Source organism: Pseudomonas sp. PsB, from assembly GCF_043658375.1.
Classification (GTDB): Bacteria; Pseudomonadota; Gammaproteobacteria; order Pseudomonadales; family Pseudomonadaceae; genus Aquipseudomonas; species Aquipseudomonas putida_Z.
Window position 1 is genome coordinate 95,563 of the sequence record NZ_JBIGLU010000013.1, and the last position, 18,598, is coordinate 114,160.

The following is an 18,598-nucleotide window of genomic DNA, read 5'->3' on the forward strand; positions in this document are numbered from 1 at the left end:
GGTTCACCCGCGAAAGGGCCGACCCTGCCTACCACCGCATCCGCACCCCAAGGCTGCCAATCAACCCATTCAGATCATTGTCGTCCACGTCACTGCTGTAATCGGCACTGACAAACAGCGCCACCGAAGGTGTCACCCGCGCCACCAGCCCCAACCCCAGTTCCACCGTGGTCGAGTAGCGCGAGCTGGAGATCTTGTCGACCTGGTCCAGCTTCACCTCATCGGCATTGCTGAAGTCATACCACACGTTGGTCCGCACATAGGGTTCGATCGGCATGCCGCGTACTTCATAACGCCCGGACAGCCTGGCGCCGACCCGGCCGCTCCAGCTCGGCTGGCTGTCGAAGGCCTGCAAGGTCTCTTCCTGCGCCCGGCTGCCGGGGAAGAACTGCTGGTTGATCAACTGCGCCTGCGGTTCGATCACCCAGCCGCCACCCAGGCCGATGGGGATGCCGCCTTCCAGCGAGAAGGTCATCGCGTGGCCGCTGTCGTCCAGTCGCTGGCCGTTCTCGCCACGGCCATTGACGTCGATGCGCGAACCCATGGCCACGGCATCCAGGTGCCAGCCCTGTTCATGGGTCATGCTCCAGTAAACCCCCAGGCTTTCACCGCTGAGGTTCACGGCGTTGCGTTGCTTGTCGCCCAACAGCCGGCGCATGCCGTTGAAGCTGGTCTGCAGGTTGTTTTGCCCCACGAAGATCCCCGCGCGGTGCACATTGCCCGCTGCAGTTTCGCGCACGAACAGGTCCGGGCCGATCGTCAGTTGCTGGCTGGGTGCCTCCAGCTGGTCCGGGGGCTGCGCGCCACCGCGCGTGGTGGTGGGGAAGAACTGCGCCCACTGGCTGGCGACCAGGTCCGGTGCAGCCTGCCCATGGCGCTCGCTCATCTTTTGCGAGAACGCATTCAAGGTACCGATACTCAAGCCACTGGCGCTGACCGGGTCGAGCGACAGCTGTGGTACTGCCGGTTGCTGCAGGAAACCGGGCGAGGCCGGGTCGTCCTGCAGTTCATACGCGATAGTTTCCACCGGGGTTGCCAGAAGCAGCGACGTGGAAACCGCGTAGAAAATGCTGTCGAAGCGCAAGAGGTTCGAGGTGCTTTTCATGGCGGATCTCCTTTGTTTTTGTGTTACAGCCCTAGGACCTGGCCTGTTGTCACGAGCTGTACGGCAAAAACAGTGGGCGACCCAAACCAGCACGCCAGGCTTTCGCCAGCGCGCACGAAGGCGCGAGCTAGAGGCCCGGCGCGAGATCTTTACTGCTTGATATGTTCAGCTAAGGAGAGGCCGCCGCTTGCGTCAAGAAAGTGTGAAGGAAGTGTTCAGGATCCGTGGTTTTGTTCAACGTGTTGAATCCTTTGATAAATCTGCGATGTATAGCGGGGTTCGCTATTTGTCGTGGCGTGGCTATGAAGAATGATTGCTAAGCCTGACTTCGACCGACAACGGCAGGTGGTCCGACAGGTGCGACCAAGGTTTGTGCCCCAGAATCCGAGGTCCATGGCTTTCGGCGTTGCGCAGGTAGACACGGTCCAGGCGCAACAGTGGCAGGCGCGCAGGATAGGTGCGGGCCAGATGCCCATGGTGGCGCTCGAAGGCCTCGTGCAGGTCACGCTGCAGGCCCAGGGTGCGGTTGCCGTGGGATTTCCAGTCGTTGAAATCGCCGGCGATGATCACCGGGGCCTCGGCGGGCAAGGACTCGAGCAGCTTGCGCAGCAGTTGCAGTTGTTTCTGGCGATGGCTTTCCAGTAACGACAGGTGCACGCAGATGGCATGCACCTGGTGCTGGCCGGGCACGTCGAGGATGCAGTGCAGCAGGCCACGTCGTTCGGGGCCGGTGATCGACACGTCGAGGTTGCGATGTTCGATGATCGGGTATTTGGACAGTAGCGCGTTGCCGTGGTGGCCGTCGGGGTAGACCGCGTTGCGGCCGTAGGCGAAGTCGCTCCACATGCTGTCGGCGAGGAACTCGTACTGAGAAGTCTGCGGCCAGCCGGGGTAGCGCGCGGCGTGGCGGTCGTGGCTGCCGAGCACTTCCTGGAGGAAGACGATGTCGGCCTGGGTGCTGCGCACCGCCTCGCGCAGTTCCGGCAGGATGAAGCGCCGGTTGAAGGCGGTGAAGCCCTTGTGGGTATTCACCGTCAGCACCTGCAGCCGCTTCACGGCCGGGGCCTGATTGACACTGGCGAAACCTTTACTGCCGGCTTCGGGGTTCACGGTTACTCCTCGGTCAACGGGTTTGCGCGGATCCTTGTAGGAGCGGCCTTGTGTCGCGATCGGGCCGCGCAGCGGCCCCGTTTGTCAGCACCAAGGCAATAATAGCTGGGGCCGCTGTGCGGCCCGATCGCGACACAAGGCCGCTCCTACACAAGGGACACATACCAGCGGGTTCAGGTTCACTCCTCATCACGCTGCAACACCATCAGCAGCAACGATCGCCCCTTCACCTCGAACGTGCTGTCGAACTGCAGATGCTGCCCCTTGCGCAGCTCTGGCCGGTCGGTATCGACCAGGCAGCTCCAGTAATCCCCTTCGGGCACCGTCGGCAACTCGAACGGAACGATGTCATGGTGGGCATTGACGATCAGCAACACGGTGGCCTCGGCGCCTGGCCGGGCAATGCCGCTGACCTGGGCACGGCCATCGATCAGCATGCCCAGGCAACGCCCGTGCGGGTCTTCCCATTGATCCACGCTCATCTCGTTGCCATCCGGTGCCAGCCAGGTCACGTCCTTGACGCCGATCGCCTCATTGTAGTCGCCCACCAGAAAGCGCGAGCGGCGCAGTACCGGGTAGGCCAGGCGCAGGCGGGTCAGGCGCTTGACGAAAGCCAGCAGCTCTTTGCCCTCCTGGTCCAGGTCCCAGTTCACCCAGCCGATCTCGCTGTCCTGGCAATAGGCATTGTTGTTGCCGTGCTGGGTGCGGCTGAACTCGTCACCAGCGACGATCATCGGCGTGCCCTGGGCCAGCAGCAGGGTTGCGAAATAGTTGCGCATCTGGCGCATGCGCAGGGCATTCACGGCCGGGTCGTCGGTTGGCCCCTCGACACCGCAGTTCCACGACAGGTTGTTATCGGTGCCGTCCTGGTTGTTCTCGTCGTTGTCTTCGTTGTGCTTGTGGTTGTACGACACCAGGTCGCGCAAGGTGAAACCGTCGTGGGCGGTGACGAAGTTGACCGAGGCATAGGGGCGCCGGCCACGGTTGTTGAACATGTCCCCCGAGGCGGTCATGCGCGAGGCAAAGTCGGCCAGTTGGCCTTCGTCGCCTTTCCAGAAGGCGCGCACGGTGTCGCGGAAGCGGTCGTTCCACTCTGCCCAGCCCGGGGCGAAGTTGCCCACCTGGTAGCCGCCCGGGCCGCAGTCCCAGGGCTCGGCAATCAGCTTCACCTGGCTCAGCATCGGGTCCTGGCGGCAGGCGACGAGGAAACCGTGGCGTTCGCTGTAGCCGTCGTGGTAGCGGCCAAGGATGGTCGCCAGGTCGAAGCGGAAGCCGTCCACGTGCATTTCGCCGGCCCAGTAGCGCAGCGAGTCGGTGACCAGCTGCAGCACGCAGGGGTGGCTCAGGTCCAGGGTGTTGCCGGTGCCGGAATCGTTGATGTAGTAACGCTTGTCATCCGGCATCAGGCGGTAGTAGGAGGCGTTGTCGATACCGCGCATCGACAGCGTCGGGCCGCGCTCGTTGCCTTCGGCGGTGTGGTTGTAGACCACGTCGAGGATCACCTCCAGCCCGGCGTCGTGCAGGTGCGCGACCATTTCCTTGAATTCGGCGATCTTGCCGCTGGCCAGGTAGCGCGGGTGGGGGGCGAAGAAGGCGATGCTGTTGTAGCCCCAGTAGTTGTTCAAGCCCTTGTCCAGCAGGTGCTGGTCGTTGACGAAGGCGTGAATCGGCAGCAGCTCGATGCTGGAAACGCCCAGCTCCTTGATGTGCTTGAGCAACTCGTCATTGGCCAGGCCGGCGAAGGTGCCGCGCAGTTCTTCCGGTACCGCCGGGTGGCGCATGCTGATGCCACGGGTGTGGGCCTCGTAGATGATCGTGCGCTCCCAGGGGATCAGCACGCGCTGGTCGCGGCCCCAGGTGAAGGCAGGGTCGATCACCTTGCACTTGGGCACGAACGGCGCGCTGTCGCGCTCGTCGAACGACAGGTCGCCGTCGGGGTGGCCGATGGTGTAGCCGAACAGTGCTTCGGACCACTGCAGGCTGCCGACCAGTTGCTTGGCATACGGGTCGATCAGCAGTTTGTTGGGGTTGAAGCGGTGGCCGTTCTCCGGCTCGTACGGCCCGTGCACGCGGTAGCCGTAGACCAGCCCTGGGTGCGCGTCGGGCAGGTAGCCGTGGTAGATCTCGTCGGTGTATTCGGGTAGCTCGATGCGTTCGATTTCGTGCTCGCCGGTGGAGTCGAACAGGCACAGCTCGACCTTGGTGGCGTTGGCCGAGAACAGGGCAAAGTTGACCCCAAGGCCATCCCAGGTGGCGCCGAGGGGGAAGGGCAGGCCCTCGCGGATACGCGACGGGGCGACAGAGCGGGTTTTCTTCGGGGTGCGGGGGCTCATGGCGGTCCTCTGTGGCCGTGGTGGTGGAGGGAGCTGCGTAGGCCTGTACCGGCCTCTTCGCGGGCTTGCCCGCTCCCACAGGTACGGGGCCAGACTCAGGCCTGGGTGGGAGCGGGCAAGCCCGCGAAGAGGCCGGTACAGGCTCAACCGGCAGCCGGCTTTTTCACCGCCCGGGGTTTCTTCACAGCCACGGCCTTCTCAACCGGTTCAGCGGCTACCTTAGGCTTGGCCGGCGCCCGCTTGCGCGGCGCCGCCTTGGGTGCCAGCGCCTCGGCTTCGGCCAGCTTGCGCGCCATGTCCCAATGGCGTTCTTCCTGGCCAGCGGGCTTACCCTCAGATTCCCAGATCTGGTAGGCAAATTCGCGGATACGCTTTTCATCAACACTCATCATGACGCTCCTGATGCTCAAGATTGTTGTATCAGCAGGTTGACCGGAAACTCCGCCAGCACGGCGCTCAACATCAGCTCCTTGGAAGAGCTGACCGCAGCACTGGGGAAAAGTCCCGTCGAGTTGGCAGGCGACAAGGCAAACGGCAGGCTTACCCGGGTGTCGTCCCAGTTCTGTGCCGGGATCAGGGGTGTCGGTGCACCTGCCAGCAGGGTACTGGCCAGGCGTGGCGCGATGATGACGGCCCGTTCGCCTTCGCCAAGGCGGGCGAACGCCACCACCTTGTCGGCATGCCGGCCATGCACGGTCAGCGGCAGGTAGGCGCCACGACGGAACAGCTCGGCATGGGCCTGGCGGCAGTCCAGCACCCGGGCGATCAGCGCCTGCTTGAGGCGGCCGTCGCGCCAGTGTTCCAGCAGCTCGGCTACCGGCGTTGCATCGTCCAGGGTGCGACGCCGGCAAGCGTAGTCCACGGCGCGGCGGTTATCCGGGTCGACCAGGCTGAAATCCCAGTATTCGTTGCCCTGGTACAGGTCCGGCACGCCCGGCGTGGTCATGCGCAGCAGGGCCTGGACCAGGCCGTTGAGGGCACCGGGGCAGGCCAGCAGATGGGCGGCATCGGCCAGCGATTTGCGCAGCTGCTGGTTCTCGCCGTCCAGCAGCAGGCCGTCGATGTAGCCGGCACAGGCGTTTTCATATGCTTCGTTCGGCGCGCTCCAGCTGCTGCGCAGCTTTGCCTCGCGCAGGGCCTTCTGCTGCCACTGGCGGATGCGTTCGGCGTACTGTTGCAGGGCGTTGTCATCGTGCAGGTCGAGGTCCAGCGGCCAACTGCCAAGCAAGGTCTGCAACAGCATCAGCTCGTCGCCGGGGCTGGGCGCCGGGCCGTCATCCAGTTGCGTGCGCAACGGCGTGGCCAGCTCGCGCCAGTGTTCCATGCGGCTGGCCAGCCACGGGCCGCGCTCGCTGAGCACGGCCAGGCGCGCACGGGTGTCTTCGCCGCGCTTGTGGTCATGGGTGGCGCTGGCCAGCAGGTTGTCGGGGAAGTCACGCAGGCGCCGCTGGGCCTCGTTGTGGAAGTGCTCGAGCGGGGCGCTGAAACGCTCGGCATCGAAGCCCACATCGTTGCGCGACAGCAGCCGCGCGCTGCGGTAGAACGCGGTGTCTTCCACGGCCTTGGCGGCACTGGGCGCGGTCAGTTGCTGAAAGCGCACGCAGGCGTGGCGCAGCTGCTTGCGTGCCCGGCCTGCTGGCAGGCTGCGCCAGGCTTGCCCGCCCAACCATTGTTGCAGGTGCTCAAGAAGCGGCCAGTCGGCTTCGCCCAGGTCCTGCCGGGCATTGGCCAGGGCCTGCTGGAAAAACCCTTCGTCTTCTGCCGGGCGCCCGCAGGCACTGAAGTAGGTGCGGTACACCGGGTAATGCGCCACCAGTGCCTGCAAGGCACGGCGGATCGCGCCCAGGGTCAGGTCGCGGGTCATCAGGTCGTTGCGCGCCACCTGCAACAGCGCCTGGGCCACCGACTCGCAGTCGCCGGCCAGGCTGGCATTGAGAACCAGGTGGCGGGCCTGACGCACTTCTTCGGGGAAGTCGGGGCGTTCGCTCACACTGGCCCACAGCTCGGTCAGGGCTGCTTCGCCCGCCGGGTCGTGCTGCAGCAGCGAAACCTGGTTCATGAATTCATAGCCGGTAGTGCCGTCGGTAAGCCAGTCGCGGTGCAGGTGCTCGTTGGCGCCGAGGATCTTCTCCACGTAGATCGGGAAATGCTCCAGGGCAGCGTTCAACGGCCGCCGTGCCAGCAGGCCATCGACCCGCCGGCGCAGCTTGCGGCAGTAACCGCGCGGGTCGGCCAGGCCGTCGATATGGTCGATGCGCAGGCCGTCCACCAGGCCGCGCTCGATCAGTTCGAACAGCTTGGCGTGGGTGGCCTCGAACACCACCGCGCGTTCCACCCGCAGGCCGCCCAGCTCGTTGATGTCGAAGAAGCGCCGCCAGTTGATGTCGTCGGCGGCGGTACGCCAGCTGGCCAGGCGGTAGGTCTGGCGCTCCAGCAGCAGGTGCAGGCGCTTGAAGCCATTCTCGCTACGGCTGTCGAAAGCCACCAGGGCCGATTCGAGGTCGGCGCCTTCACCTGCCAGGCGCGCCAGTTCGGCTTGCAGGGGCAGGGCGTCGGCCAGCGGCGTGGCCGATGCGTTCAACGCGGTGAAGCGTTCGGCCAAGGCCTTGAGCGCCGGCTCCGGGCTGAGGGCGAGAATCCAGCCATAGTCGACCGGGCAGATCGGGAAGCGGTGTTGGTAGTGGGCGACCTGCAGCAGCCCATGGTGCTTGTCGAACTCAAGCGGTATCTCGCCATTTTTCAGCGCCACGCCATAGTCGCTGGCGAGGAACGGCAACAGCAGCTGACCGGCCAGCAGCGGGTCGCTGGAGTGCCACTGGATGTCGAAGAATTCTGCATAGGGGCTGCGCCGGCCCCAGGCCAGCAGGCTCTGCCACCAGGGGTTGTCGGCACCGCCCACGGCCATGTGGTTGGACACCGTGTCGAGGATCAGCCCCATGCCGTGCTGGCGCAGGGCGGCAACCAGCCGTTCCAGCGCCGCTTCGCCGCCCAGCTCGGGGTTGACGCAGGTCGGGTCGACCACGTCGTAGCCGTGGCGCGAACCGGCGCGGGCCTTGAGGATGGGCGAGGCATACAGGTGGCTGATACCCAACTGGGCGAAGTACGGCACCAGCGGCACGGCGTGATCGAGGGTGAAGTCACTGTGAAACTGCAGGCGCAGGGTCGCGGTCAGCGCTTTCATCGGTCACGCTCCCAGGCTTGTTCGCGGGCCTGGGCCAGCAGTTCCAGGCGCCGCGCGGCGTCTTCGTCGTCGAGCAGTTCACGTACCGGCCGGGCGAAGCGTCGGCGCCAGTTGGGGTGGCCGGAGGTGGTGCCCGGCAGGTTGGGTTGCTCGTCGCAACCCAGCAGGTCTTCCAGCGGTACCAGCACCAGCGGTGCGCGGGTGTGGCCAACGTAGCGAATGGCGGCGTCGATCAGCGCGTCGTTGTTCGGCAGCGTGCCGTAGTTGGCCTCTAGGGTGCGGCGCAGGCCATCGTGCTCCTTCTGCCGCTCGTGGCGCCAGTGCAGTTCGGTGGCCGCATCGATCAGTTGCAGGCGGTGGCTCCAGTCGATGTCGCGGTTTTCCAGCCAGCCGGCCAGCGGCGCCAGGTCGTGGGTGCCGGTGGTGGCCAGGGCGTTGTCCGGCCAGTCGAGAATCGGCTTGAAATGGCCGGGCTGGGTCTGCTCGAAGGGCAGCACACGCATGCCCAGCACGGCCTTGGCCGCCAGTTGCTCGCGCAGGCCGTCCGGCACGGTGCCCAGGTCTTCGCCGAGGATGATTGCCTGGTGGCGCACCGACTCCAGCGCCAGCAGGCGCAGCAGGTCGTCCAGCGGGTAGTTGAGGTAGGCGCCTTCGCTGGGCTTGGCCCCCTGCGGGATCAGCCACAGCCGGCGCAGGCCCATGACATGGTCGATGCGCAGGCCGCCGGCGTGGGCGAGGTTGGCCCGCAGCATTTCGATGAAAGCGCGGTAGCCGTTGCGCTTGAGGCCTTCGGGCGAGAAGGCGCAGATGCCCCAGTCCTGGCCGGCACGGTTGAGGATGTCGGGCGGTGCACCCACCTTCAGGCCTGCCAGCAGCTCGTCCTGGCGGCTCCAGGCCTGGCTGCCGGCACCGTCGGCGCCCACCGCCAGGTCAGCGATCAGCCCGACCGCCATGCCGTTGCCGCGCGCTGCTTCCTGGGCGCGTTGCAGGCCCCGTTCGGTCAGCCATTGGCAAAAGGCATGGAACTCGACCTTGGCCGGGTAGGCATTGGCGAAGGCCTCCACTTCCGGGTGGTACGGGTCGTGCCAGGCCTTGGGCCAGTGGCGCCAGTCGGCGCCCAGGCCATGCTCCACGGCCTGGGCCTGCAGCACCTCGAAGCGGCAATGGTGCTCCAGGGCCTGGCCACCGGCTTCGCGGAAGCTGTCGAAATCCTTGCGCAGCGGGTGGTCGCCCTGGCTGAAGCCCTGGTACAGGGCTTCGAGCAGGCGCAGGCGGGCGCTGGCGGCACGCGGCCAGTCAACCAGCGGGCCTTGCTCCAGGTCTTCCAGCTGTTGCTCCAGGCCGCAGGCTTCGATGGCCACGCGCACCTCCCGCTCGCCCAGCAGCGCGGCAGGGCTGGCGTAAAGGGTGTTGAGCAACAGGCGGCTGGAGGGCGAGTAGGGGCTGTAGTGCGTCTGGTCGATGGCCGACAGGGCGTGGATCGGGCTGATGGCCAAGGCATCGGCACCGCGCTCGGCGGCCGCGCGGGCCAGTTGTTCCAGGGCCAGGCAGTCGCCGTAGCCGCCATCGCCGGGGCGGCGCAAGCTGTACAGCTGCACCGCCAGGCCCCAGCAGCGCGGTGGCGGCTGCTGCACGCGGTCTTCAAGGCTGTGGCAGCGTGGCGGGGCCACGGCCACGGTGAAGCGGCGGCTGTCGATTTCCACCTGGTGGTAGCCGATGGGCAGCGCACCGGGCAGGCGGGCCTGGTCGTCAAGGCTGAGGGTGAGGGCGCTGTGGTCCTCCAGGGTGCAATGCGCGACGCTGGCGGCGCTGAAGTAGCGCGCCAGTGCCAGCGGCTGGCCGAGGTCGGCGGTCAGCAGCGGCGGCAGGTGCTCGCTGTCTTCGGCAGCGTCCACGGCGCGCAGGCTGGCGGCAATGGCGGCGTCATCGCTGGCCGGGTGGCCAAGGCCTTCAAGGATGTTGCGCAGTACCTCGTCGCTGACACGCTGGGGCCGGGCATTGGCGTCGATCCAGTCGCGGCTCAGCCCGACGCGGGTCGCCAGGCGGTGCAGGGCGGTTTCGCTCATGGGCGCTCCAGGGCAGGGGGAAGCAGGCTGACCACGCAGCTGTAGGCGGCCAGGTGGGTATCGGGGTGCCGGGTGTCGCTGCTGTCGAACAGGCGGTTGGCCGGCGCGGGCAACTCGACCTCCTGCGGGGTGGCGGCCAGGTTCAGGTCGATGCGCAGGGTGGTGCCGTTGCCCAGGCACCAGCGTGCGGTCAGGGCCTTGTCGCCGTGTACTTCGGCGCCCAGCGCGCGGCTGCCGGGCAGGTGCGGGATCACATGGCGGCGGCGCAGTTCGAGCAGGTGCTGGTACAGGCCGTGCCAGCCGGCGATCACTTCCTTGCCTTGCGGGCGGGAGGCCTCGAAGGTCTGTTCGGCGTTGGGGTCGGGGATGCGTTGGCGCTGCTCGGGGTCGGCGAAGGCGGTGAAATGGGCGAACTCGCCGCGCCGGCCTTCGCGCACGGCGTCGGCCAGTTGGTCATGGAAGTCGGTGAAGAACAGGAACGGCCGGCAGCTGCCATCGTCATCGCCCATGAACAGCAGAGGGATCATCGGTGCCAGCAGCAACAGCCCGGTGGCCGCCCGCAGCGCCTGCGGTGGGCACAGGCGGGTCAGGCGCTCGCCCAGGGCACGGTTGCCGACCTGGTCATGGTTCTGCAGAAACAGCACGAAGGCGCTGGGTGGCAAGTGCGCGCTGGGCTCGCCGCGGGGCGTGCCATGGCGGTTGGCCTGGCCCTGGAACACGAAACCTTCGGCAAGGCAGCGGGCCAGCTGGTCGATGGGGCGCTGCTGGTAGTCGGCGTAGTAGCCTTCGGTTTCGCCGGTGAGCAGCACATGCAGGGCATTGTGGCCGTCGTCGTTCCACTGGGCGTCGAAGCCTTGCTCCAGCAGGAAGGCCTGGTTGTGCTCGTTCTCCAGTACCAGCCATACGTGGCGGCCGGGTTCCACCGCCGCACGTACCCTTTGCGCCAGCTCGACCAGGAAGTCGGGCTGGTCGATGGCGTGCACGGCATCCAGGCGCAGGCCGTCACAGCGGTAGTCGCACAACCACATCAGGGCGTTCTGGATGAAGTACTCGCGCACCTGCGGGCGACGGAAGTCGATGGCTGCGCCCCAGGGGGTCTGCCGGTCTTCGCGGAAGAACGGGCTGGCGTACTGGTGCAGGTAATTGCCGTCGGGGCCGAAGTGGTTGTACACCACATCGACCAGCACCATCAGCCCGTGGCCATGTGCCTGGTCGACCAGCGTACACAGCTGCTCGGGGCTGCCATAGGTGTTTTGCGGCGCATAGGGCAGCACGCCGTCGTAACCCCAGTTGCGCTCGCCAGGGAACTGCCCCAGCGGCATCAGCTCGACGGCGCTGATGCCCAGCTCGGCCAGGCGCGGCAGTTGCCGGGCGACCCCGGTGTAACCGTCGAGCAGGCCGACATGCAGCTCCTGGATGACCGCTTCGTGCCAGGGCCGGCCTTGCCAGGGGTGTTGCCAGGCATAGCTGGCCACATCCACCACCTGGCTCGGCCCCTGCACGCCATCGGGCTGGTAGCGCGAGGCCGGGTCGGCCACCTGCAGTGCACCATCGATACGGTAGTGGTAACGGTCACCGGCCTGGCACGGGGCCACGCCGGTGAACCAGCCATCATCGTCGGGCAACAGCTCGATGGCCGGCTGCTGCTCCAGTTCCACGCTCACGCTGCGCGCATCCGGGGCCCAGAGGGCGAAGCGCGCCGACGTGGCGTCCAGCAGGTGTGCGCCATGTCTGTGCATCTTCGATTCCCCGTTCAGTAGTGGCTGTGCTGTGCCTGCTTGACCAGGTCTTCGTACAAGCGTGCGTAGGGTTCCACGGCCTGGCACCAGTTGAACGGTTGGGTCATCGACAGGCAGCGCATGGCGTTCAGCAGGTCCTTCTTGCCATATACATAGAAGGCGCGGCTGAGTGCCTGGCGATAGCTCTCGACGGTGGACTCGTTGAACAGGAAGCCGGTGACGCCGCACTCGATGGTGTCGGCCAGGCCGCCAGTGTTGCGCGCCACCGGCAGCGAGCCGAAACGCTGCGCGTACATCTGGCTGAGGCCGCATGGCTCGTAGCGTGACGGCATCAGCAGGAAGTCGCTGCCGGCGAACATGCGCCGGGCATCGGTCTCGTTGAAACCGATGCGCACGCCGATACGGCCCGGGTGGCGTAGCGCCAGTTCGCGCATGGCCTGCTCTTCTTCCGGCTCGCCACGGCCGATGATCGCGATCTGCCCGCCTTGCTCGACGATGTAGTCGGCCACACCCAGGGTCAGGTCCAGGCCCTTCTGGTAGACCAGGCGCGAAACCACGGCGAACAGCGGGCCTTCGGAGGGCTGCAGTTTGAACAGCTCGCGCACTTCCTGGGCATTGCGCGCCTTGCCTTCCCAGTCGTTGATGCTGAAGTTGTGCTGCAGGTGCTTGTCGGTGGCCGAGTCCCAGCTTTCGTCGATGCCATTGGGAATGCCGCCGAGCAGGCCTTGCTGGGCCTTGCTGGCGAGGAAGCCGTCCAGGCCGCAGCCGAATTCCGGGGTGGTGATTTCCCGGGCATAGGTGGCGCTGACCGTGGTGATGTGGCTGGCGTAGGCCAGGCCGGCCTTGAGGAACGACAGCTTGCCGTAGAACTCCATGCCTTCTTGCTGCATGGCGTGCTCGGGGATCGCCAGTTCCGGGCTGCAACCGCGGCTGTACACGCCCTGGTAGGCCAGGTTGTGGATTGTGAACAGGGTTGGCGTACTCAGCCCGCGCCAGTGCATGTAGGCCGGAGCCAGGCCGGCGGGCCAGTCGTGGGCGTGCACCACTTCGGGCTTCCAGTGGATCCTGCCTTCGCCGGCGGCGATTTCGGCGGCGGCCAGGCCCAGGCGGGCGAAGCGGATGTGGTTGTCGGGCCAGTCGCGGCCGTTGTTGGCGCCATAGGGGGTGCCGTCTCGCTGGTACAGTTCGGGGCAGATCAGCACATAGATGACCAGGCCGTCGGCCATGTCCATGCGCCCGATCTTGCACGGCGGCAGGGCGGCGTGGCCACCCAGTTCACCGACGATGTGGATGGGGTTGTCGCTTTCCATCACCTGGCGGTAGCCGGGGATCAGCACCCGCACATCGTGCAGGTGCGCCAGGGCACGGGGCAGGGCTGCAGACACGTCACCCAGGCCACCGGTTTTCACCAGGTCGGCGATTTCCGAGGTCACGAACAAAATCTTGCGCTTGTTGCGGTTGTGCTGGCGCTGGGCGCCGGGTGCCTTGCCTGTCGTGGCGAAGTCCGGGGTGAGCGGTTCGCGGTTGTCCGGGTTGAATGAATCTACGTGAGGCTCGACAGCGGCACTGATCATACTTCTCTCCGTCCCTATGCTTGGCCGGGTGCTGGCACCCGTGGCGATGTTTCGTGTTGGTTCTCTCTGATTCTGGATTCTGCGTAGTGCGTTCCATGCCCCAGGGTCGTGCGCGCAGGCACGGCGCGATCGGCATTCCGGCCGAAGGCGATTGCGCTGGTTGGGGTGTGTGGGCCGATGCTGGGAAGTCCCTTTGCGTTTGGCCTACTTAGTTCCTGACCTGCCCGCGTTCCGGAAAGTTCGACTTTTTTTTGTCACTCTTCCGTTGAGCAAATGGCGGGCCGAAACCCGAGTGTAGGAGAGAAAGAGATAAAAAGGTGACCCGCTGGTCACTATTGTCATGCCGCGGAATAGACGCAAACGTTGGCGTTTGTGACCGGAGGTGAAAAGGGGCGGACGGGGGATGGGGATGGTGCGCCAAATTGTGGCTTTCAAGTGCTGATGCACCAGAGTTGGGCGCAAGGCAGATATTGGACTCTTTCGCAATCTTCGTGGGAGCGGGTGTGCCCGCGAAGAGGTCGGGCCTGGAAAAGAGGATTCAGAGAGAGACAAGCAGGGTGGGAGCCATTCAGCCCCCACAAGAAGAAGGTAGAATCAGAGGCTGACAGCTTTGTCTTCAGCGCGCTGTTGTGCCAGCAGCAGGTTCAGTTGAGCGACCTGCTGGCGCAGCTGGTCACGTTCGTCCTTCAGTTTACGCAGCTCATCACGGCGCACGGAGACATAGAGGGTCTGGGTTGGGGTTGCAGGCATCAAGGTACCCATGAGCACACCTCGCGGTTTTGGCTGGTGACAAGTTAAAGCGTAGACGCTTCACGCGGGCGCATTCTGAATTCTTTTGCAAGTCTTGGGAACTTTTTTGTTTATCGTGGTCTCGCCGTTCGTCGCTGAACCCTCGATCGGTTCGCTGGACTAATCTGAAAAGCTGGATTGTGTTGTCATTTATTTCGAAAGGGGAGCATCGGCTCATGCAACTGGGAATCATCGGGCTGGGCCGCATGGGCGGCAATATCGCAAGGCGCCTGATGCGCGCCGGCCACCGCACCGTGGTACACGATCGCAACCGTGAGGCCATCGTTGGCCTGGAGGGCGAGGGTGCCCAGGGTGCGCACGACCTCGGCGCACTGGTGCAGAAGCTGAAAGCACCGCGCGCGGTGTGGGTCATGCTGCCCGCCGGCGAGCCCACCGAGCAGACCATCGCCCAGCTGGCCGAGCTGCTGGAGCCGGGCGATGCGATCATCGACGGCGGCAACACCTTCTACAAGGACGACATGCGCCGCGCCGCCGAGCTGGCCAAGCGCGGGCTGCATTACCTGGACGTCGGCACCTCGGGCGGTGTGTGGGGCCTGGACCGTGGCTACTGCATGATGATCGGTGGCGAAAAGGACGTGTTCGAGCGCCTGGAGCCTCTGTTCAAGGCGCTGGCCCCGGGCGTGGGTGACATCCCGCGTACCCATGGCCGCAGCGGCGAGCACCAGCGTGCCGAACACGGCTACATCCACGCCGGCCCACCCGGTGCCGGGCACTACGTGAAAATGGTGCACAACGGCATTGAATACGGCCTGATGCAGGCCTATGCCGAAGGTTTCGACCTGCTGCGCAGCAAGGGCGGCAACGAACTGCCGGAAGACCAGCGTTTCGACCTGAACGTGGCCGAAATCGCCGAAGTGTGGCGGCGTGGCAGCGTGGTCACCTCGTGGCTGCTCGACCTCACCGCCGATGCGCTGGTGGCTGACCCGCAGCTGTCGCAGTTCAGTGGCTCGGTGTCCGACAGTGGTGAAGGCCGCTGGACCATCGACGCCGCCGTCGAGCAGGCGGTGCCGGTACCGGTGCTGTCCAGCGCGCTGTTCGCCCGCTTCCGCTCGCGCCAGCAGCAAGGCACCTATGGTGACAAGATTCTCTCGGCCATGCGCCTGGGCTTCGGTGGCCACGTCGAGAAAAAAGCCGAATGACCAAACAGAGCATTCCGGCCGCTCCGCCATGTACTCTGTTCCTGTTCGGCGCCAATGGCGACCTGGTCAAGCGCCTGCTGATGCCGGCGCTTTACAACCTCAGCCGTGACGGCCTGCTGGACCGCAACCTGCGCATCGTCGGTGTCGACCACAACCCGGCCACTGCCGAGGAATTCGCCGAGCGCCTGCATGCGTTCATGGTCGAGCGTGACAAAGGTGGCGAGGGCACGGCCAAGTGCCTGGATGAGAAGCTCTGGGCACGCCTGGCCAAACGCCTGGATTACCAGACCGGCGATTTCCTCGACCCGGCCACCTACCAGGCCCTCGCCAGGCGCATCGACACAACCCGCCACGGCAACGCCATCTTCTATCTGGCGACCTCGCCGCGCTTCTTCCCCGAAGTGGCGCAGCGGCTGGGGCAGGCCGGGCTGCTCGACGAATCGGCCGGCGGCTTTCGCCGGGTCGTGGTGGAAAAGCCCTTCGGCACCGACCTGGCCAGCGCCGAGGCGCTCAACGCCTGCCTGCTGAAGGTGATGGGCGAGCGGCAGATCTACCGCATCGACCATTACCTGGGCAAAGAGACGGTGCAGAACATCCTGGTCAGCCGGTTCTCCAACGGCTTGTTCGAATCGTTCTGGAACAACCACTACATCGACCATGTGCAAATCACCGCCGCGGAAACCGTCGGCGTCGAGACCCGTGGTGCGTTCTATGACAGCACCGGGGCGTTGCGCGACATGGTGCCCAACCACCTGTTCCAGTTGCTGGCGATGGTGGCCATGGAACCCCCGGCCGCGTTCGCCGCCGATGCCGTGCGCAGCGAAAAGGCCAAGGTGGTCGGCGCCATCCGCCCATGGTCGGTGAAGATGGCCCTGAAAAACTCCGTGCGTGGCCAGTACAGTGCCGGCAAGCAGGGGCGCAAGCAGTTGCCCGGCTACCGCCACGAGGCCAACGTCGCGGCGGATAGCCAGACCGAGACCTATGTGGCGCTGAAGGTGATGATCGACAACTGGCGCTGGGCTGGCGTGCCGTTCTACCTGCGCACTGGCAAGCGCATGAGCGTGCGTGATACCGAAATCGCCATCTGCTTCAAGCCGGCGCCTTATGCGCAGTTCCGCGAGTCGGAGCTGGAGCGGCCCAAGCCCAATTACCTGAAGATCCAGATCCAGCCCAACGAAGGCATGTGGTTCGACCTGCAGGCCAAACGCCCCGGGCCGGAGCTGGTGATGGAGAACGTCGAGCTGGGCTTTGCCTACAAGGACTTCTTCAAGATGACCCCGGCGACCGGCTACGAGACGCTGATCTACGACTGCCTGACCGGTGACCAGACCCTGTTCCAGCGGGCTGACAACATCGAGAACGGCTGGCGCGCGGTGCAGCCGTTCCTCGATGCCTGGGCCCAGGGCGGCGAGGTGCACGAGTACCCGGCCGGTGAAGACGGGCCCGAGGCCGGCAATGAATTGCTGGCGCGGGACAAGCGCGAGTGGCACCGCTTGGGGTGAGTTTTTTGTAGAGCCTGTGCCGGCCCTTTCGCGGGCACGCCCGCTCCCACAGGTATTGCACCGCCTTCACGGGCTGTGGTGCACCTGTGGGAGCGGGCATGCCCGCGAAGAGGCCGTCACAGGCAACCACACAAAGGAGCCCCAATGCCTGCCCACATCGAAGACTATGCCCTGCTGGGCAACTGCCGCAGCGCCGCCCTGGTCAGCCGCGATGGCTCGCTCGACTGGCTGTGCCTGCCACGCTTCGACGCCCCCGCGGTATTCGCCGCACTGCTGGGCAACGAGGAAAACGGCCGCTGGCGCCTGGCCCCCTGCGACCCGGTCGAACACAGCAGCCGCCAATACCTGGACGACACCCTCGTGCTGGAAACCACCTGGGTCACCGCCACCGGCCGCGCCCGTGTGCTCGACTTCATGCCGCTGGGCGAGGCCAACGCGCTGGTGCGCATCGTCGAGGGCCTCGCTGGCGAAACCAACTTCGAAATGGACCTGGTCATGCGCTTCGACTACGGCCGCAGCGTGCCCTGGGTGGAACGGCTCGACCCGCTGACCCTCAGCGCCGTCGCCGGCCCCGACCGGCTGATCCTGTGCAGCACCGTCCCCCCGCATGCCCGTGACCAGCACACCGTCGCGCGCTTTCGCGTTGGCGCGGGCGAACGTCAGGTGTTCAGCCTGCGCCACCAGCCCTCGCACCTGCCAGTGCAGCCCGGTTGTGATAGCGACGAAGCGCTGGCGCAGACCATCGACCAATGGCAGGCCTTCGCCGCCCGCTGCCCACAGGTGGGCCCATACTCCGCCCTGGTGCGCCGCTCGCTGCTGACCCTCAAGGCCATGACCTACGCGCCCACCGGCGGCATCGTAGCCGCCGTCACCACCTCACTGCCCGAGCGCATCGGCCACGAGCGCAACTGGGACTACCGCTTCTGTTGGCTGCGCGACGCGACCATGACCCTGCTGGCCTTCATGAACCTCGGCTACTTCGACGAAGCCCAGGCCTGGCGCGAGTGGCTGTTGCGCTCGGTGGCCGGCAACCCCGAGCAGATGCAGATCATGTACGGCCTGGCCGGTGAGCGCGACCTGCAGGAATACACCTTACCGTGGCTGGCCGGTTACGAACACTCGCAACCGGTGCGGGTGGGCAATGCAGCGTCAGCGCAGATGCAGCTGGACATCTACGGCGAACTTGCCGATGCCATGACCCAGGCAATCAAGGGCGGCTTGCCCCGCCACCCGCGCAGCGCCGCCATCGCCCGCTCGATCCTGCCTTACGTAGAGCGCATCTGGCGCCAGCCGGACGAGGGCATCTGGGAAGTGCGCGGCGGTCGGCAGCAGTTCGTGCACTCCAAGGTCATGGCCTGGGTGGCCTTCGACCGTGCCGCGGGGCTGGCCGACACCACCGAGGAAGGCCGCGAGCGCGGGCGGCATTACCGCCAGGTGGCTGACGAGATTCGTCGTGAAGTGTGCGCGCAGGGCCTGGACCCCAGCGGCCGCTTTTTCGTCCAGGCCTATGGCTCGACCGAGATGGATGCCAGTTTGTTGCACATCGCCCTGACCGGCTTCCTGCCGGCGGATGACCCACGCTTCTTGCGCACGCTCGAACAGGTCGAGCAGCGCCTGCTGAAAAACGGCCTGCTGCTGCGCTATGACAGTGACCGCTGCAGCGACGGCCTGACACCCGGGGAGGGCACCTTCCTGGTGTGTTCGTTCTGGCTGGCCGATGTGTATGTATTGCTGGGCCGCCAGGCACAAGCGCAGGCACTGTACGAACGCCTGACCAGCCTGTGCAACGACCTTGGCCTGCTGGCCGAACAGTACGACCCGGCGGGCCAGCGCATGCTCGGCAACTTCCCCCAGGCGTTCAGCCATATCGGCATCATCAACACCGCACTGAACCTGCACCGCGCACAGTGCCCGGTGCGTGATCGGGCGAGTTGTGGATAGAGTCGCATCCTTCGGTAATTAATGTGTGACGCATTGCGTCACACATGATACTTTGCTTCGTGTGATGCATGGGGTCACACTTGGCTCGTCTCCCAAAT

12 protein-coding genes are annotated in these 18,598 nt (G+C 65.7%); 3 read left to right on the plus strand and 9 right to left on the minus strand.

Translation table 11 applies throughout. The features are described 5' to 3' along the window. Positions 1 to 28 precede the first annotated feature (28 nt). From ACGLHT_RS17130 to ACGLHT_RS17170, 9 genes are all read right to left on the minus strand, one after another. A complete protein-coding gene (locus ACGLHT_RS17130) occupies positions 29 to 1,105 on the minus strand; it encodes an autotransporter outer membrane beta-barrel domain-containing protein (RefSeq protein ID WP_085692357.1) in 1,077 nt (358 codons plus the stop codon). A gap of 300 nt (positions 1,106 to 1,405) precedes the next feature. Beyond that, positions 1,406 to 2,215, minus strand: coding sequence for an endonuclease/exonuclease/phosphatase family protein (locus ACGLHT_RS17135; RefSeq protein WP_025339815.1), 810 nt, complete (start codon positions 2,213 to 2,215; stop codon positions 1,406 to 1,408). 179 nt (positions 2,216 to 2,394) lie between these two features. After that, positions 2,395 to 4,548, minus strand: a complete 2,154-nt coding sequence (gene glgX / locus ACGLHT_RS17140; protein ID WP_274120750.1) for a glycogen debranching protein GlgX — start codon at positions 4,546 to 4,548, stop codon at positions 2,395 to 2,397. Between the two features lie 143 nt (positions 4,549 to 4,691). After that, the gene (locus ACGLHT_RS17145) at positions 4,692 to 4,940 is read right to left on the minus strand and encodes a DUF2934 domain-containing protein (protein WP_025339813.1); all 249 of its coding nucleotides are present in this window, start codon (positions 4,938 to 4,940) and stop codon (positions 4,692 to 4,694) included. 14 nt (positions 4,941 to 4,954) lie between these two features. Next, positions 4,955 to 7,729 carry a malto-oligosyltrehalose synthase gene (locus ACGLHT_RS17150; protein WP_274078701.1) on the minus strand — a complete coding sequence of 925 codons (2,775 nt, stop codon included), beginning with the start codon at positions 7,727 to 7,729 and terminating at the stop codon, positions 4,955 to 4,957. Further along, on the minus strand, positions 7,726 to 9,795 hold the full coding sequence (malQ, locus tag ACGLHT_RS17155; protein WP_137164381.1) for a 4-alpha-glucanotransferase: 2,070 nt from the start codon (positions 9,793 to 9,795) through the stop codon (positions 7,726 to 7,728). The genes ACGLHT_RS17150 and malQ overlap by 4 nt, the downstream gene beginning before the upstream one ends. Then, positions 9,792 to 11,534, minus strand: coding sequence for a malto-oligosyltrehalose trehalohydrolase (gene treZ, locus ACGLHT_RS17160; RefSeq protein WP_137164380.1), 1,743 nt, complete (start codon positions 11,532 to 11,534; stop codon positions 9,792 to 9,794). The genes malQ and treZ overlap by 4 nt, the downstream gene beginning before the upstream one ends. A 14-nt stretch (positions 11,535 to 11,548) precedes the next feature. Further along, a complete protein-coding gene (glgA, locus tag ACGLHT_RS17165; RefSeq protein WP_075045668.1) occupies positions 11,549 to 13,108 on the minus strand; it encodes a glycogen synthase GlgA in 1,560 nt (519 codons plus the stop codon). A 594-nt stretch (positions 13,109 to 13,702) separates the two neighbouring features. Continuing rightward, a complete protein-coding gene (locus ACGLHT_RS17170) occupies positions 13,703 to 13,870 on the minus strand; it encodes a DUF6026 family protein (RefSeq protein ID WP_015270996.1) in 168 nt (55 codons plus the stop codon). Positions 13,871 to 14,034: 164 nt separating this feature from the next. Between ACGLHT_RS17170 and gnd the strand changes: the two genes are divergently transcribed. The 3 genes from gnd (at position 14,035) to ACGLHT_RS17185 (ending at position 18,500) form a co-directional block, all read left to right on the plus strand. Continuing rightward, on the plus strand, positions 14,035 to 15,057 hold the full coding sequence (gene gnd / locus ACGLHT_RS17175; RefSeq protein ID WP_170978902.1) for a phosphogluconate dehydrogenase (NAD(+)-dependent, decarboxylating): 1,023 nt from the start codon (positions 14,035 to 14,037) through the stop codon (positions 15,055 to 15,057). Continuing rightward, a complete protein-coding gene (zwf, locus tag ACGLHT_RS17180; RefSeq protein WP_137164378.1) occupies positions 15,054 to 16,559 on the plus strand; it encodes a glucose-6-phosphate dehydrogenase in 1,506 nt (501 codons plus the stop codon). The genes gnd and zwf overlap by 4 nt, the downstream gene beginning before the upstream one ends. Before the next feature lie 144 nt (positions 16,560 to 16,703). After that, the gene (locus ACGLHT_RS17185; RefSeq protein ID WP_274078704.1) at positions 16,704 to 18,500 is read left to right on the plus strand and encodes a glycoside hydrolase family 15 protein; all 1,797 of its coding nucleotides are present in this window, start codon (positions 16,704 to 16,706) and stop codon (positions 18,498 to 18,500) included. The last annotated feature ends 98 nt before the right edge of the window (positions 18,501 to 18,598 follow it).